The following is a 17,602-nucleotide window of genomic DNA, read 5'->3' as shown; positions in this document are numbered from 1 at the left end:
ATATTTTCCGAAATTATTTTACATAAGGAGTGAATATTTTGATAAGATTTGGACCGTCTGGCAACTCAGACAAATTCTATGAAGAAGGTTACAAAAGTTCCCTACAAATGCCTAAGTGGCTAAATTCCATGGGACTTTCTGCATATGAATATCAATGTGGCAAAGGGGTAAAAATAAAAGAAGCTAGCGCTACTAAACTAAAAGATGAAGCAATCAAAAATGATATATTTTTAAGCATACACGCTCCATATTACATAAGTCTATCTAGTGTTGATGCCACTAAAAGAAATAACTCCGTAAACTATATTTTAAGCACACTTAAGGCCGCACGTTGGATGGGAGCAAAAAGAATAGTCGTACACGCTGGTAGCTGCAGTAAAATGCCAAGATCTGAAGCTTTAGCTCTTGCTTGTGATACTCTTAAAAAAAGTATTAGAGCTGCTGATGAAAATGGCTTTGGCGACATCACTATATGTCCTGAAACACTAGGTAAAGTAAATCAATTAGGCTCAGTTGATGAAATAGTAGAAATGTGTAAGATAGATGATCGTTTAATTCCAACAATAGATTTTGGACATATCCATGTACGAGATATGGGATGTTTAAATTCAATTGATGATTTTAGACAGGTATTAGACAAAGTTGAAAATGGCTTAGGTAATATGAGGCTTAAAAATCTTCACATACATTTTAGTCGAATTGAATTCACAAAAGGCGGAGAAAAACGTCATTGGAGATTATGTGACACGCAATATGGTCCAGACTTTGAGCCTCTTGCGCAATTAATACATGAAAAAAATATGACTCCTGTAATAATATGCGAATCATTCGGCACTATGGCAGAAGATGCCCTAACTTTAAAAAACATCTATGAATCAATGGAGGTGTAAATGTTTTGCATAAAATTTTAGTAATAAACGGACCCAATTTAAATCTTCTTGGCAAAAGAGAACCTTTGGTATATGGAACTGAAACTTTAGTTCAACTAGAAAATTCTATAAAAGAATATTCTAAAAATATTGGACTTAACACTACTTGTGTTTGGTCTAATTCTGAAGGGCAAATAATAGATTTTTTGCATAAGTCTATAGAAAAATATGACGGCATTATTTTAAATGCTGGAGCGTACTCACATTATAGTATTGCTATACGTGATGCCATAGCCTCAATAAATATCCCCGTCATAGAAGTCCATATGTCCAATATTTATAGCAGAGAATCTTTTAGACGTAGATCAGTTATTGCAGAAGTTTGTCTTGGGCAAATTACAGGCTTTGGCAAATTATCTTATATACTAGCACTACAATATTTCAAAAAGGATGATAACTAACATGATAAATTCTAGATTACAGGCTTTACGTGAACAATTAACTAAAAAAAATCTACAAGCAATACTTGTTACTAAAAAACAAGACATATTTTACTTATCTTCTTTTTCTGGAGATGACACCTTTTTATTTATTACATTGCATGATGCTTACTTAACTACTGACTTTAGATATGTAGAACAAGCAGAAAGAGAAGCTCCTTTATATCAACTCATTCGCAAAGAAAATAATCTTTGGGATAAACTAAATGATATTATCCAAAAGCAAAAAATTTCTCGTATAGGTGTACAAGAATGCGATATTTCATTTGATGATTACAAAAAATATACATCAAATTTAACTAATGTTACGCTACTTAGTGCAGATAATATTTTGCAATTACTCCGCATAAAGAAAACTTCACAAGAACTTGACAATATCCGTGTTGCTGTAGAAATTGCAGATAATGCTTTTTCACATATATTAAATTATATAAAAGTTGGTATGACTGAAAAAGAAATATCACTAGAACTTGAATATTTTATGAGAAAACACAAAGCATCAGGCGTATCATTTGAAACAATAGTAGCTTCTGGCGTTAGATCAAGTATGCCTCATGGTGTTGCCAGCGACAAAATAATTTCATACGGCGATACAATAACACTAGATTATGGAGCAATTTATAATAATTATTGTTCAGATATGACCAGAACTATTTTTATAGGAGATCCTAATGAAGAAATTTTAAAAATATATGATATAGTGAAACTTGCTCAAACAGAAGCGATAAAAAAAGCACAACCTGGCACTAATATATGCGATATAGATAAAACAGCCCGAGACGTTATCTCAAACTATGGCTATGGCAATTATTTCGGCCATGCTCTAGGACATGGCGTTGGCTTAGACGTTCATGAACTACCTTCGGTCTCTACAAAAAGTACAGAAGTTCTGGAAGCTGGAATGGTTATAACCATAGAACCAGGTATATATTTACCTAACGTTGGCGGAGTTAGAATTGAAGATATGTTAGCAATCACCCCCCACTCTAATGTTATATTACCAACATCATCTAAAGATATAATTATTTTATGATAAAAAAAAGAAGCCCCTTATTTCTTTAAGGAGCTTTCCTTGTAAAATCTATTATTTTTTAAATACACTCGCTATAAGTCCTACGAATACCACAGACAATAGCACTGGTGTCACATACTTAACTAAGAAATAAAATTTATCTATTAAACTCTTATTCTTAAGTTCTCCACCATTTGTAAGCTCATCATAAATATCTTCTTTCTTTGTAAAGTAACCAATAAATATTGCTGTGCAAAGTCCCGCAATAGGGAACATGATGTTACATGAAGCAAAGTCAAATATGTTAAAGAATAAACTTCCATATTTCTCTGTTAACGATACCAATGCTCCAAAACTTACAACTATACCTGCAGATAATAAAACCGCTTTTGTTCTTGACATATTTTTCTCTTCTGAAAAATATGCAACTGGAACCTCAAACACTGCAAGGGCTGAACATGTTGCTGCTATTGCTGTTAATACGAAAAATACTAATAACAATATTCTTCCTAAACCACCCATTTTAGCAAATACAGCCGGCATAACAACAAATAACAAACCTCTTCCCTCATCCATTTGCATATTAAATGATGAGACCGCTGGGAAAATTATCAATGCAACAAATATTGATGCAAGTGTATCTGCTATAATTAACTTCACTGTTGTAGATATAATATTAGTCTCCTTAGTAAAATAACTTCCATATGTAACCATAGCTCCAGATCCCAACGCAAGTTTAAAGAACGATAATCCCAAAGCTGCTATAACTGCTGTCATAGTTATTTTAGACCAATCTACACAAAATAACATTTTAACCCCATTAAAAGCATTAGGCAACATCAATGCTCTTATAGCACAAAATACTATCAATCCGAATAGTACTGGCATCAATGTTTTTGTTATCTTTTCTATACCATTTTTTACACCCATAATTAAAATTCCGGTAATTACTGCAACTGCTAATGCCTGCCAAAATATCCCCCAGCCTGGTGCTTGCAAAAGATGTGAAAACTGAGTCCTCGCGCCATTTGTTGTTATGTTTGAAAATTTTCCTATCAACCCTTTAAAAACATAAGCATATACCCAACCAGCTACTGTTGTATAGAAAAATAATTGACAAAATGATCCTATACAACTTACAACTCCTACCTTCTCCCATTTCTTGCTTCCAGAAAGTTTACCGAATGCACCAACTACGTTTTTTCTTGCTCTTCTTCCCATGTAAAATTCGAATATTAATAGTGGCATACCTACAAATAATATACAAATCAAATAAAGGAATAGAAACGATCCTCCTCCATTCTCACCAATTTTATATGGGAATCTCCATATGTTACCTAGCCCCACAGCCGAACTTAGCGTAGCAAAAAATATTGCTATGCTAGAAGAAAATTGAGCTCTTTCAGTCGATTCTTCTTTTTTCAAAACGATCCCTCCAAATAAATTATTCATTTTAGCTAAAAGTCTCTCACAAGATCATTACAAACATGTAAAACCGATTGCTAGATTGAGGCATTACACAGTAAGTAATCATACTTGTATTTATGTCTCACGGTCTAATAATATTCTATTCTAAGTCATAACCCTCCAATACGGCATGTCCAGAATCACCCATACTGTCCTAAGTTGTGCTACATAGAATCTTATTCGCCTATTATTCTACTACAAATTCTGCCCATATGCAACACTAGATTTATAATATGCAAAAAAATTCGAGCAAAAAATGTCGATTGTGCTATAGAAAATTATAATTGGCTCTTGCAATACTTCTTCTAATATTATATAACTAATAGAGAGCCCATATTTTTTTAAAGGAGGTATTTTATTTGATGTGTTTCTTTACATTACTGATAACTAAAACCATAATTTTCATATTTAGAATGTTCGGAAAAGGAGCAACTACTCTTCCTGGAAGGGTTGCACTTCGTATGAATCCTAAAATCTTGGAAAAATTAGCTTCTAATTTTAAAATAATAATGGTTACTGGAACAAACGGCAAAACTACTACAACTAAAATAATTAGTAACTTATTATCACATCATGGAATGTCTCATATATGCAATAATTCTGGTGCAAATTTAGTTCCTGGTATAACTACTACATTCATTGAAGGTCACACTTTATTGGGTAAGCCTAAGAAAAGCACTGCACTAATAGAGATTGATGAGGCTGCTTTTCTAAAAATATCAAAGATGATCCCTTCCATTGAATATTTGGTTATTACAAATTTTTTCCGTGATCAGTTAGATAGATATGGTGAATTATATACCACTTTAAGCGGTATACGTGATGGTTTAAACAACTTATCTTGCAAACATTTAATACTAAACGCAGATGATTCCTTGTCTAGCTCTTTAGCAAAAAATTTTTATTCGGATATAATCTACTATGGTTTTAACTGTGATGCATATTCACCAGATAATTATATATTTAACACTGACGCTAATTTTTGTATTTTTTGCAAAAACGAATATAAGTACACAAATCACGTTTATGGGCATTTGGGTGGATTTTATTGTGATAAGTGTGGCTATAAAAAGAAAGATACTGATATATCGTGTAGTTTAGTACAACAGTTATCTCCATCATCATCACAAATTAAATTTAAAATTTTATCTGATGAATATACTGCAAAAATAAATTTACCTGGTTTGTACAACATATATAACGCACTTGCTTCAATTTCTTTGGCATATTCATTACAAATCCCCGCAAATACGATACTAGATTCTATTGAACATTTTGAATCTAGTTTTGGTAGAATGGAAAGTATCCCTGTTGATGATAAAACAATAAAACTTATATTGGTTAAGAATCCAGCTGGATTTAATCAGGTGATTAATTATTTACTAAATGAAGATAATAACTTACAAATAGCATTCTTACTAAATGACAATGCTGCCGATGGTACTGATGTATCTTGGATATGGGATGCTGACCTCGAAAATTTATGTGGGAAAGATCCAAATATTTTAGTTGGGGGAACTCGTTTATTCGATATGGCAACAAGACTTAAATATGCTGGAATCCCTGCTAAAAATATATCTACATTTAGCAATTACACTAAACTTATAAACGATGGACTTTCTAGAACAAATCCAGGGCAAAGTTTTTATATATTACCAACATACACCGCTTTGCTTAAAGTCCGTAAGATACTAAAAAACAAATTTAAATTAAAGGAGTTTTGGAAATGATGTATAATTTAGAAATTTGTCATCTTTACCCGAATCTACTTAATCTTTATGGTGATCGTGGTAATATTATAGCATTAAAGCAGCGTGCAGATTGGCGTGGTATAGGCATTAATATACATAATGTATCTCTTGGGCAAGAGTATGATCCCTCCAAATACGATATAACTTTCTTAGGAGGTGGCCAAGATTTTGAACAAGAAATCATCCAAGAAGATCTCATAAAATTAAAGGGAGGTTCCATAACCTCGGCTATACACTCTGGTAAAGTATTTCTAGCAATATGTGGTGGTTATCAACTACTTGGCAAATACTACACTACATATGATGGCAGAAAAATAGATTTATTAGGTGCTCTCGACTTTTGGACAATTGCACAAAAAGATAGGCTAATTGGCAACTTTGCCTTTCGTTGCGACTTCTTAAAATCAAGCTCTTTTGACGGTGTAGTTGTTGGCTTTGAAAATCATGCAGGTAGAACTTTTTTGGGTGAACGTGTACAACCTATGGGAAAACTTATTTGTGGGCACGGCAACAATGGTCAAGATGGTTTTGAGGGAGCAGTATTTAAAAATACATTTTGTTCATATTCTCATGGCAGCCTTCTTCCTAAAAATCCAAAACTAACCGATCACATACTATCTGTCGCATTAGGAAATAAATATCCTTCTTTTAACATATTGACTCCGTTAGATGATTCAATTGAAAATAAAGCAAGGTTATCTGTTTTAAATAAATATATACGATAAAATTACTATCTACCCATTGCTATTTGACATGAGATTGTTCTTTTCCTCTTATACCAAAGTATACATAATATCTTAGGGCTAGTTCGCAATAAACTAGCCCTAAAACATATTATCTTTTCAATATTTTTTAAAATCAAAACTATCCGTACAAAAACTACCCTTTGCAGCAACTCATAAATACTCTCCCTGTTACTACAAATTACTTGTTATCTACCTTAGCCATATGACAAATTAGATCTATAACTTTATTTGAATATCCCCACTCATTATCGTACCATGATACCAATTTTACAAAGTTATCATTTAATGATATACCTGCTTTTGCATCAAATATTGATGTACGTGGATCATGAATGAAATCGGACGATACTACTGAATCCTCAGTATATCCCAAAATACCCTTCATTTCATTTTCAGAAGCTTTTTTCATTGCATCCTTAATTTGCTCATATGTAGCTGGCTTAGCTAATCTACAAGTTAAGTCCACCACTGATACATCAGCTGTTGGTACTCTAAATGACATACCTGTTAATTTCCCATCTAACTCTGGGATAACCTTTCCTACTGCTTTTGCAGCTCCTGTTGATGAAGGAATGATATTATATGCTGCTGCACGTCCACCTCTCCAATCTTTCTTGGAAGGTCCATCAACTGTTTTTTGAGTTGCTGTTGTAGCATGAACTGTTGTCATTAATCCCTCAACCAAACCAAAGTTATCATTTATAACTTTAGCTAAAGGTGCTAAACAGTTTGTTGTACATGAAGCATTAGATACTATATTCATGTCTTTAGTATATTTGTCTTGGTTAACTCCCATAACAAACATTGGTGCATCTTTTGATGGAGCACTAATTACAACTTTCTTTGCTCCTCCCTTAAAGTGTGCGTTCGCTTTGTCTGTAGTTGTGAATACACCAGTTGATTCCACTATGTACTCAGCTCCACATGAAGCCCAGTTGATGTCTGCAGGATCTTTTTCTGCAAATACTTTGATTGATTTGCCATTCACTACTAGACTACCATCTTTAACTTCAATAGTTCCTTCGAAGTGTCCATGAACAGTATCATACTTTAGCATATATGCCATGTATTCAAGATCTATAAATGGATCATTGATACCTGTTACTTCAACCGCACTATTATTTACAGCTGATCTCAATACTAAACGTCCAATACGTCCAAAACCATTGATGCCTATCTTTATTGCCATTACTATCTCCTCCTACTAACAAATACTTTTTTTATGAGAATGTTTTACACCCTCTATCGAACCACTCATCATTCTATACTATTTATCTTATAATTTCAATATAAATTTTCCATTTTTTAAAAAATTATCGAAATTAGCAAAATATTATGCTATTCTTTCTGCAAAATATAGTCAATGTTACCAAGAGTAAACATTGACTATTCATATATTGTATTAAGCTAAATGTTCATCGTTTATGATGAATAATATACTTATTTACAAGTCTTTCAGGTAAATAAGATTTTTTGGCCTTACGCAATCCTTCTATACCAAGATCTTGCTCTCTATTTATATATATACTATCATTAAAATTTTCTTTGCAAAACTGCCAATTAATAAACTCCCCTAATCCATCTATTTCTCTATTTACCTTCTCTAGATGTATTACTAAAGTATCTCTATTCATTTTTTCTCCAAATGTAAATCCTTGTGGTGTAGCATCCACGTTTATTATTGCACCGAAACAATCTAAATTCTCAAAATTTTCTACAATTTCTTTTATTGCCAGCACTTCTTCTTTATAAGCATCGCTTTGAACTTTTTTGTTTAATAACCACTTATTTAATATGTTATAACACGCTCTCTTGTTTACACTATCTATTTTTTCATACGAATAGTTATAGGTAGACATAAATTTATTAACATGATTTTTCTTCCTATGATATTTCTTCCCCTTAAGCGTTGCTAAATTACTCGTTAAATATAAATAGTCACTATTATCTCTATCATAATCTGCAATATAATCCTCACCTAGTACACCCAACACAATATCTACATAATCTTCATATATCTTCTTTATTATTAGTTCATAGCCATTTACATCAAAATATTGTTGTAACACTTTTATTGCCTCTAAAAAACTCTTACTCTCCATATTCCCCATTGGCAAAAATGCATACGGTTTTTCTGAATCTTTGAAAGAAATCAAATACAAATAATCATTACAAACCGCATATTTTAATTTGTATTGATGTCTCCATATAAACAAATTGGTAAACGTAATTTCCGACACCTGATTATAATTCATACCAATATACTTATCAAAGATATCTTTAGCGTCAATAGTAATATCAATTAAATCTAACTTTTTTATTGAATCTAACATTACCAAACACTCCTGACTATGTTTAATAAAAACTTCGCTCCACACACTATATCTTGTATCTTTATTCTCTCGTGTACAGTATGAATATTATCCATACCCACAGATATAATACACGAAACTATGCCATTGTTATTTAGTATATTAGTATCACTTCCTCCTCCCGTATCTTCAAGCACTAATTCAATGTTCGTCGCCTTTGCAGCATTACTTAATATATCAATCAATGTCTTGTTGCCAGATACGTCGTATGATGGGTATTCCACCTTTTGTTCTATCATACAGGTTGCCCCATATTTTTTGCAGTATAACTCAATTTTTTCTCTCATATGATTTATCTGATTTATCAACTTTGTTTCATCAAGGCTTCTGGCTTCGGCTTTTATATTTACCTTGTCACACACTATATTGGTCGCAATTCCACCTGATATTATCCCTATATTGGCTGTAGTTTCACTGTCTATTCGGCCCAATCTCATTTCACTTATTGCATGCGAAACTACTTCTATAGCACTTATACCATTTTCAGGTTCAATCCCTGCATGAGCTGCCTTTCCTTTTATATTTATATCAAAAGATATCTGTGATGGTGCTCTTACAGCTACCCTACCTATATCTCCTCCTCCATCTAGCACAAAACCATACTTTGCATTTATTTTTGTGAAATCAAAATTCTTAGAACCTAAAAGTCCTATTTCTTCTGCAACCGTGAACAATACATATATATCTCCGTGCGGTATATTATCGTCATATATCACCTGTAAAAGCTCCAATATGATTGCAACTCCCGCTAAATCATCTCCGCCCAGCACAGTACTCCCGTCCGATGTTATATACTCATCCCCAATAATAGCCTTTTTTCCTATGGCTGGCTCAACCGTATCCATATGAGCCACTAGCACTATGGCATCAATATTAGGATCTCCTTTTACAGTAACCAATAGATTACCACTATCTCCTAAAATTTTTTCGGCTGCATCGTCAACACTAACGTTATACCCTATATCTTTTAGAATCTTTGATATATATTCTGCCATTTTTTTCTCGTGAAGACTTTGTGTATCAATACTAACTAGCTTTGCAAATAGATTTATAATTCTATCTCTGTTTATCATGTATATTCTCTCCTACCATGTAAATGATGTTAAGCTTCCACTTGTTTGCATACCACTAAATCCAGTCTGTCTTAATGCTTCATACAACACAATTGCAACTGAATTTGCTAAATTCAATGAGCGCAAATTTTCATTCATAGGAATTCTTATGCAATCCTCTTTGTTATTATACAATAAATCCTCTGGTAAACCTTTTGTCTCTTTCCCGAAAACAAAAAAATCATCCCCACAATACTCCTTATCAGAATATTTATTTAGTCCTTTTGTTGTTACATAATAAAACTTTTTATCACTATATTTGTTCTTTAGCTCGTCAAAACTATCATAGTAGTTTATATCAACATATTTCCAATAATCTAAACCTGCTCTTTTTAAATGCCTATCATCAACTGAAAACCCTAAAGGCTTTATAAGATGAAGCTTTGTTCCTGTTGCTGCGCATGTCCTTACAATGTTTCCTGTGTTTTGAGGAATCTCAGGTTCCATTAAAACTATATTAAAAGCCACTTTTTTTCCCCCCATTATAATTTGAACTTCCCACATTATTTCACATGTTACAGTTCTTGTCAAGTGACATCCAGCCCTACCTACACCTCAAATTTTTGATAAAATTCTCGACGTAAAGCTTAAGGACTTACTTTTGCATTACTTATGCAAACAGTTAGGTTCTCCTTCAATTAGCACCACTCTACTAAGGCAATACAAGCTAACCTTATAATCCCTGCGGTTCTTACTTCTTATGTTAAGACATTTGCTAAATTTTAGATAAAAATTCAAGGGGACAACTCAAAGCTATCCAAGCCTTAAATTGCTCCCCTTTATAGAGTAAGATCTTCTTACATTCCTACTTCCATCGCTACTTCTTTTGCCCCTTCTTTAACTGGCTCAATTACCTCTTTAGGTCTCTCATCATCCCTAGGATTTATAGAACTACTAGAAGCTTGCTCTCTATCGTTAACGTTTTTGTTTTTGTCTTCATCTTCCTTTGTCTTAACAGATGCTTTACTGTTGTCAAGTTCTTTCTCAGCATCTTTTCCTTTGTTTCTCCTAGGTACTAAGTTTGATATCTTTCTCAATCCTTTATTTAGACCTCTTTTTAATCTTCCAGTTTCATCAGCAATACTTACCTCTCTGAAATTTCTAACTGTACGCTTTAATGCCATTAAACCTAATACTCCAGCTACTGTTCCTATTCCCATTATTGTTAATGTTTCAGCTACTGTAAATACTGCTGCAGCTGTTCCTAAGAACGCACTTATTACGTTGAGACTTACCGCTCCAATTGCAGCTATCAATGTACACTCAGCTAATGCCAAGCCCAAACTCAACGACCCCCAAAATGCTTTCTTTAAAATTTTCTTCATAACAAACCATCTCTTTCCTTTTTTATTGCGATTATGGAAGTCCCTCCATCATCGTTTGCAATTGTATCATACTTTTCATTACATTGCAATTTTTTTTAAAAAAATTTTTTAAACCCATTTAATATATATTTTTGTATAATTATTTCCAAACTAATATCTTTTTTAATCCCATCTATAGGAATATTCACTTCCCCTCCTACTTTATAATTTAAATTTCAAATGTTATTTAATATGCATAGTTTTCATCAATCAAAAATCTAAGAGAACAACTCAAAACTACCTAAGCTTCAAATTATTCCTTCTCTACAATCTAATTTTTTTTACTTTTCCAAAGCTGTAGAATTTTCACAATTACCAACTCTTAAAATATTCTCAGCCGAAGTCTTTTTATTATCTCTACTTCTAGCATTTTTTATTAGTATATGCTCTACACTTTTATTGTTTATATTCTTTTCTTGTTTCTTAATATTATCTTGCTCTTTTATTACTCCTTCAATTGTTTTTATCTGAATATTCTTTGTTTTTTCTCTATCAAAAACTATTTCTTTGCAATGTTGGAAACTTCTTTTAATTTCATCGTAATCTATCTTAACCTCCCTAAATTTCTTCACGGTCTTATTTAATATCATTAATCCCAATAACTCCACACCTATCCCTACGCACAATAACGGCACTGTATCTGTCAATGTAAATATTGCAGTTCCTGTTCCTAATCCTGCATTCAACACATCAGCACTTACTGCCCCAAGTGTTACTAACAATTGTAAATCAATCATCGCAACATTAAGAATTACCGATCCTAAAAGTACTTTTCTTAAAATTTTTTCCATAGTAAATCATCTCTTCCTTTTTTTATTCTGATTATAAAACCTATCCCATCATTATCTGCAACTCTATCACATTTTTCTTTAATTTACAACTTTTTCTTCAATCCATCTCATTCTTCTTCAAAACCAACTTTAGAATTTAAAAATATCTCAAAAATACATTGTACCCTTTAAGTATCCTGCTCCTTCATATAAGTACAAAAAGTCTTTTTCTTATCTTTTATGATTTATCTTTTTCTACTATAGTAAATCAAAAATTTGTTTATTTTAGAATTTTAAGATATTTCAAAGTAATACGATATACTATTACACTCATAATTTATTACTTCATGCAAAAAAAAGAAGGGGTGATTATATGAAAAAATTTTTCAATACCATTTTTACCTGTCTATTCGTCGTATGTCTCGTTAAGTCCAATGTAGCATTTGCAGACTCTTATTATGTTTCTAAAAATGGAAATGATAAGAATAAAGGTAGCTACGAAAAACCATTCAAAACAATACAAAAAGCATTGGACATAGCAAAAGCTGGTGATACTGTGAACATACGTGAAGGTACTTATAACGAACAACTTACTGTTAGAGCATCTGGTACAAAAAACTCACCTATATGTATACGCAATTACAAAAATGATAACGTTATTGTTGATGGATACAATAAAAGTACTAAAAACTCAAACGGCAATATTGCATTATTATCAATAATCAACAAAAGTTACGTCGAAGTAAAAGGAATTGAATTTAAAAACTTATCCACAGATACAAAAAATGTTGTCCATGGAATATTCGTTTCAGGGTACGGAGATGGCGTTTCAATAAAAAATTGTAAAGTACATCATATAGAAACTAGACATACCTCTCATAAAGCTAACGCACATGGAATTTCAGTCTATGGATTTGAATCTGATAGGCCAATATCAAATATCACTATAGATGGCAACGAAGTATATAAATGCAAACTCGGATGCAGTGAAAGCGTAGTTTTAAATGGAAATGTTACAAATTTTACTGTAACAAATAACATAATCCATGATAATGACAACATAGGTATAGATTTTATCGGTCATGAAGGCACAGTAGATTCAAGTAAAAAGGATCGAGCTAGAGATGGTGTTTGCATAGGTAATTATGTATATAATATAACAAGTCGGCACAATCATGTATATGAAGGAAGTGCTTGTGCGGATGGAATATATGTTGATGGAGGTAAAAACATTTTAATAGAAAGAAATATAGTTAAAAATTGTGACATAGGTATATCTGCATCAAGCGAACACGAAGGTAAAGATGCAGAAAATATTATCATTAGAAATAATTTGATAACTGATTGTCTATCTTATGCCGGTATAACATTAGGAGGGGCCGATTCAGATAATGGTTTGGCGAAAAATGTAAAAATATATAATAATACTATATACCATTGTAGTATAGGTATTGTAATTCAAAATGCCAACAGCTCCTCAAACGAAATTGCAAACAATATAATTTATAAAAGTGTAAGAGAACCTATATATGGTAAAGTAAGGAAAAATAAAGTTTTGAACAATTTTACCGAGAACCCTTCATTCGTAAATGAATCAAAAGGTGATTTCAGACTTAAGGAAAATTCACCAGCAATAAATAAAGGTATAAATGTCGATTATGGCGACTATGACTTGGATAAAAATGCTCGTGTCTCTAATGGAACAGTCGATATGGGATGTTATGAATATTCAAAAAGATCTAGGGCTTCCTCAGTAGATTCAAGAAACATTGATAACTTAAGCAAAGACTGGGGAAATATAGAAAGTATCTCAAAAAACTTTGGCCACTTAAAGGAACTAAAAATGTGTAAAGATAACGAATATTTATATATATATATCCTAGGTGAAGAATTAGATAATTATCCAAATGTACATGTTTATATGAATACAGACAACGATACAAATACTGGCTTTAGTGATGGCGGTACTGATTATTTAATCGAAAATAATCGGTTATATAAATACTCTAAAAAATACGGCTCAAGCTGGGATTTTGAACATATCTGTGATGTAACCAGTTATGTTAAAAATGATACTTACATAGAATATAAAATAAAGCTTTCAAGCTTAGAAAATTTAGCTAATACACTTAATTTGAAAATAGTTCTTTCAAACAAAAACTGGGATGCTGTATGCCAACTTCCTGAAAGTGGATTTTGCACATATGAATAATATTTTGCAAGGAATTGCGTCATATGACGCAATTCCTTAATATATTCCCTCTAAAAAGCTTATATTCTAGATTTAAAACTCTTTTTAAGGCAATATGTCTTATTTTTTTATGCTCGTTCGAATGAATTGTCCCTGGAATTTGATATATTTATTCTAGGTATTTGGATAGTTTTTTCTCTTTTTATCTCCGTTTTATCGGCACCATTTTTAATTAAAAGTTCTGTTATTCGTTTATTATTGTTATGTATCGCATACCATAATGCAGTCTTATTATATTTGTTCTTTTTGTTTATATTTATTCCATTATCAATCAGTAACTTAGTTAGTTTATAATCTCCATTTTTGACAGCATACCATAATGCATTTTCTCCATCGCTATTTTTTTCATTTACATCCACCCCATTTTTTATAAGCTGTCTTATTAGTTTTGTGTTTCTATTTTTAATTGCATACCAAAATGCCGTCTCTTGTCCAACCCCCATTTTTGTTGCACCATTATTTATTAATAAATCTATAATTTCTATATTTTTCTCCATTATAGCATACCACAATGCAGTTTTCCCGTATTGGTTTGCTGCATCTATGTCAATATTTATACCGTTATTAATTATAGCTTTTGTTAATGAAATATTTTGGTGTTTTACTGTATACCATAATGGTATCTCTTTGCATTTATCTATCACCTTGGCTCCGTTAGACATCAAAATTTCCACAAATATCAACAAATCATTTTTTATCGCATACCACAACGCAGTTTTCCCAAATTGATCAACGTTATCTATATTAGCTCCATTGTTTAATAATACATTCAAAATATTTTGTTTTTTGTTTTTTACTGCATAAATTAGCAATGTTTCTCCATCCTTTTTTTTTACTTCCATATCTGCTCCGTACTCTATTAACATTTTCACTATATCAATATTGTTTTTTTCGACAGCGTACCACAATGCAGTTTTAGACTCATGATCCTCTTTATTCACATCTGCTTTATTATGTATCAATAATTTTGCCATTTTAGTTTCTCCGTTTTTAATTGCATAACTTAATATTGTTTTACCATCAGTATCAGTTAAATCTGTGTACACACCAAACTTTAACAATAACTTTGCAAGTTTCTTATTCCTAAATCCAACCGCATACCACAACGCATTTTCTCCGTACACGTCTATCAAATTTATATCTATTTTATTTCGTATCAATAATTTTGCTATTGACATATTTTTGTTCATTGCAATGTTCCAAAATGCCGTCCTTCCGTACCTACTTAGTGCATTCAATTTAACTCCATTCACCACTAAAAGCTTAACCAATTCCTCATTATTTTTCCAAATAGCATAACTTAGTATATTTTCTTTGTTTTTGTCTAACTTATTTACGTTAGCTCCATTCGCTATTAGCAATTTTGCAAGCGCAACATCTTCATTCTTAACTGCATACCATAGTGGAGTATCTCCATACCGATCTCTACTATTTATATTTGCACCTTTATTTATTAATAGCCTCAATAATTCTACATTTTTATTCCTAATCACATACCACAATATTGTCTCTTTATATTCGTTTTTTTGATCTACATCTATCCCATTTTCTACTAAGAATTTCACCATTCCTGTATTGTTATTTTGGTATATCTGTATTAACATATTGTCTATATCTTTAAATTTATCTAAATCTAAATATTTGTATAAATCATATTGTTTATATTTTGATACAAACTCAATTACTTCAATAACATTCTTACTAAATATATTATTAAGTTGCTTTCCTATTATTCTTTTCATTTTCTCGTCTTCCACATCTGTATCCAATAACATTTGTTTTATAGCCACTCTGTTAAAACGCATCATCGTATTAATCTGTACTTCTATAAAACCATAATCCTTAATCATTTCTCTAATTGCTGCATATGCAATCTCGTTACAAGCTTGACCTTTTAATAAATAGTCATATAAAAATTTTTCTATTTGCGCTCTATCTCTTGCAAATAATTTAAAATCGTTTTTATTTATGTAATATAAAAACCAATCTTTAAGATGCTTTAGTATAACCTCATCACATCTTGCCAAATCACAAACTCTATCATAAATAAGTTCGTCTATACTCTGATACACTGTTTTGTCTTTTAGATATCTATCAAATTTTTTCCGTATATCACAAGCTTTTAAATCATTATCTTTTATATAATTATCTGGTATATTATCTAACTGCGGAATATAAAGTTTATATTTTTTATTCATATAATTTGTACAAATTTCCTTGTAATGAGGATCATATTCACTTTCTACGTTATAAAATCTTTTAAACCCATATACTAAATCGTTAACAATATCATATTTAGCTTTATAAAACAGTTCAAAAAACCTCCTCTTTATTTCATCCAATTCATCTCCACGTAAAATATTAGTTTTCATTGATATTTTGGGGGATATATATTCTCTAAATATAACCATAAAACTAATCAACGTATGCTTCCAATTTTGAGAACAATGTCTACCCGATTCTTTTATACTAACCAAGTTAGACGCCAAAACATCATCTGACAGTTTTAAATCACTTAAAACTTCCGCAATAAGCCTAAATCCCTTTAATAGTTGCGTATATTCTTTTTTCCTTTCATTTTCACAAGATGATGATGCTATATTATTCCTATTCTCAAGCAACCTTGTGAACAAATCCTCTATCTGGGTTTTAGCGACTTGTTTATCACCTATTATGGACACTATCTTTTCATCATCCGAGAGCCTATCAACCAACTTTAACAACATTGTCTTTCCCTCGGCTATTTCATCTTCGGTGTAATTAAATATGTCTATTTGAGCTACTAAATTTCCTACGGGATCTACAAAAGCTTCTGATCTTAGCACGACTTCATTTTCTTGCTCCATACTGCTAAAATTTTCTTTAAGCTTTTTTAACTCATTTTCGATATTGTTAACTTTTGTCATTTTAACACACCTCTTGTAATTTATTTTTGGCATTGCTCTCTAAAAATATAATATCCTATTTCTATTGCGATTTTCAAGTTATTTTGTATAATATTTCCCCCAAAATACCCTTTAATATCCTTAAATAAACAAAAAAAGATACTGTATAAGTATTTCACCTCATACAGTATCTCTCCTCTTCCCTAATATATATATATATTTAAAAAAACACCCCATCTTCATATACAGGTGCAACATAATATTCTTTCTAAAGTATCTTGATCGTCTAGTATGAATTGTTGTTGAAAATAATATCATCCAAAAGCACGGCAACACATAAAAATAAGAAATATAATATTATGGTAAGCTTGCTCCATTTTTATCCTTTTTACTACGTTTTATGAAACACTTACCGCTTTTTGATTACTTATGGTATGTCTCATTATTTAATATTTTAAATGACCTATATACCTGTTCCAATAGAATAACACGCATCAATTGAT

Annotated in this window: 15 protein-coding genes; 6 read left to right on the top strand and 9 right to left on the bottom strand. The window is 31.5% G+C overall.

All coding sequences use genetic code 11. The annotated features are described in order from the left end of the window. Positions 1–38 precede the first annotated feature (38 nt). From J6Y29_06055 to J6Y29_06045, 3 genes are read left to right on the top strand one after another with little or no spacing between them, the layout of a single operon-like run. The gene (locus tag J6Y29_06055) at positions 39–890 is read left to right on the top strand and encodes a TIM barrel protein (GenBank protein MBP5427431.1); all 852 of its coding nucleotides are present in this window, start codon (positions 39–41) and stop codon (positions 888–890) included. Positions 891–895: 5 nt separating this feature from the next. Then, positions 896–1,330: a type II 3-dehydroquinate dehydratase gene (gene aroQ, locus J6Y29_06050; protein ID MBP5427430.1), complete on the top strand. Its 435-nt coding sequence runs from the start codon at positions 896–898 to the stop codon at positions 1,328–1,330. 1 nt (position 1,331) lies between these two features. Next, the gene (locus J6Y29_06045) at positions 1,332–2,402 is read left to right on the top strand and encodes an aminopeptidase P family protein (protein ID MBP5427429.1); all 1,071 of its coding nucleotides are present in this window, start codon (positions 1,332–1,334) and stop codon (positions 2,400–2,402) included. 51 nt (positions 2,403–2,453) lie between these two features. Here the strand turns inward: J6Y29_06045 and J6Y29_06040 are convergent, their stop codons facing one another. Continuing rightward, a complete protein-coding gene (locus J6Y29_06040; GenBank protein ID MBP5427428.1) occupies positions 2,454–3,833 on the bottom strand; it encodes a sodium-dependent transporter in 1,380 nt (459 codons plus the stop codon). 377 nt (positions 3,834–4,210) lie between these two features. On the opposite strand from J6Y29_06040, the gene J6Y29_06035 reads away from it, so the two are divergent. Then, entirely contained in the window at positions 4,211–5,578 is a 1,368-nt protein-coding gene (locus J6Y29_06035; GenBank protein MBP5427427.1) for a DUF1727 domain-containing protein, read from the top strand. Beyond that, a complete protein-coding gene (locus J6Y29_06030) occupies positions 5,578–6,324 on the top strand; it encodes a glutamine amidotransferase (GenBank protein MBP5427426.1) in 747 nt (248 codons plus the stop codon). Before J6Y29_06035 ends, J6Y29_06030 begins: the two co-directional genes overlap by 1 nt. Before the next feature lie 199 nt (positions 6,325–6,523). On the opposite strand, the gene gap is transcribed toward J6Y29_06030, so the two are convergent. From gap to J6Y29_06000, 6 genes are all read right to left on the bottom strand, one after another. After that, positions 6,524–7,534, bottom strand: coding sequence for a type I glyceraldehyde-3-phosphate dehydrogenase (gap, locus tag J6Y29_06025; GenBank protein ID MBP5427425.1), 1,011 nt, complete (start codon positions 7,532–7,534; stop codon positions 6,524–6,526). Between the two features lie 226 nt (positions 7,535–7,760). Beyond that, a complete protein-coding gene (locus J6Y29_06020; GenBank protein ID MBP5427424.1) occupies positions 7,761–8,678 on the bottom strand; it encodes a DUF2156 domain-containing protein in 918 nt (305 codons plus the stop codon). Next, positions 8,678–9,790, bottom strand: coding sequence for a M20/M25/M40 family metallo-hydrolase (locus J6Y29_06015; GenBank protein MBP5427423.1), 1,113 nt, complete (start codon positions 9,788–9,790; stop codon positions 8,678–8,680). The genes J6Y29_06020 and J6Y29_06015 overlap by 1 nt, the downstream gene beginning before the upstream one ends. A gap of 12 nt (positions 9,791–9,802) precedes the next feature. After that, on the bottom strand, positions 9,803–10,297 hold the full coding sequence (gene trmL, locus J6Y29_06010; protein ID MBP5427422.1) for a tRNA (uridine(34)/cytosine(34)/5-carboxymethylaminomethyluridine(34)-2'-O)-methyltransferase TrmL: 495 nt from the start codon (positions 10,295–10,297) through the stop codon (positions 9,803–9,805). Between the two features lie 329 nt (positions 10,298–10,626). Continuing rightward, positions 10,627–11,154, bottom strand: coding sequence for a hypothetical protein (locus J6Y29_06005; protein ID MBP5427421.1), 528 nt, complete (start codon positions 11,152–11,154; stop codon positions 10,627–10,629). A gap of 320 nt (positions 11,155–11,474) precedes the next feature. Next, positions 11,475–11,984, bottom strand: coding sequence for a hypothetical protein (locus tag J6Y29_06000; protein ID MBP5427420.1), 510 nt, complete (start codon positions 11,982–11,984; stop codon positions 11,475–11,477). 352 nt (positions 11,985–12,336) lie between these two features. Between J6Y29_06000 and J6Y29_05995 the strand changes: the two genes are divergently transcribed. Then, the gene (locus J6Y29_05995; GenBank protein ID MBP5427419.1) at positions 12,337–14,175 is read left to right on the top strand and encodes a right-handed parallel beta-helix repeat-containing protein; all 1,839 of its coding nucleotides are present in this window, start codon (positions 12,337–12,339) and stop codon (positions 14,173–14,175) included. A gap of 107 nt (positions 14,176–14,282) precedes the next feature. Here the strand turns inward: J6Y29_05995 and J6Y29_05990 are convergent, their stop codons facing one another. Then, on the bottom strand, positions 14,283–17,120 hold the full coding sequence (locus J6Y29_05990; GenBank protein MBP5427418.1) for an ankyrin repeat domain-containing protein: 2,838 nt from the start codon (positions 17,118–17,120) through the stop codon (positions 14,283–14,285). 402 nt (positions 17,121–17,522) lie between these two features. Further along, on the bottom strand, positions 17,523–17,602 hold an 80-nt coding region (locus tag J6Y29_05985; protein MBP5427417.1), incomplete at its 5' end, for a 23S rRNA (pseudouridine(1915)-N(3))-methyltransferase RlmH.

It is taken from the genome of Clostridiales bacterium, from assembly GCA_017961515.1.
Lineage (GTDB): Bacteria > Bacillota > Clostridia > Acetivibrionales > RGIG10202 > RGIG10202.
Note: the sequence above shows the minus strand (reverse complement) of the source record. Positions and strands in the feature narration are given on the sequence as shown.

Coding starts and splice junctions, on each gene's coding strand:
- J6Y29_06035 (MBP5427427.1), top strand. CDS start 4,211: ATGTGTTTCTTTACATTACTGATAACTAAAACCATAATTTTCATATTT.
- J6Y29_06005 (MBP5427421.1), bottom strand. CDS start 11,154: ATGAAGAAAATTTTAAAGAAAGCATTTTGGGGGTCGTTGAGTTTGGGC.
- J6Y29_05995 (MBP5427419.1), top strand. CDS start 12,337: ATGAAAAAATTTTTCAATACCATTTTTACCTGTCTATTCGTCGTATGT.
- J6Y29_06000 (MBP5427420.1), bottom strand. CDS start 11,984: ATGGAAAAAATTTTAAGAAAAGTACTTTTAGGATCGGTAATTCTTAAT.
- J6Y29_06030 (MBP5427426.1), top strand. CDS start 5,578: ATGTATAATTTAGAAATTTGTCATCTTTACCCGAATCTACTTAATCTT.
- gap (MBP5427425.1), bottom strand. CDS start 7,534: ATGGCAATAAAGATAGGCATCAATGGTTTTGGACGTATTGGACGTTTA.
- J6Y29_06045 (MBP5427429.1), top strand. CDS start 1,332: ATGATAAATTCTAGATTACAGGCTTTACGTGAACAATTAACTAAAAAA.
- J6Y29_05990 (MBP5427418.1), bottom strand. CDS start 17,120: ATGACAAAAGTTAACAATATCGAAAATGAGTTAAAAAAGCTTAAAGAA.
- J6Y29_06015 (MBP5427423.1), bottom strand. CDS start 9,790: ATGATAAACAGAGATAGAATTATAAATCTATTTGCAAAGCTAGTTAGT.
- J6Y29_06040 (MBP5427428.1), bottom strand. CDS start 3,833: ATGAATAATTTATTTGGAGGGATCGTTTTGAAAAAAGAAGAATCGACT.
- J6Y29_06020 (MBP5427424.1), bottom strand. CDS start 8,678: ATGTTAGATTCAATAAAAAAGTTAGATTTAATTGATATTACTATTGAC.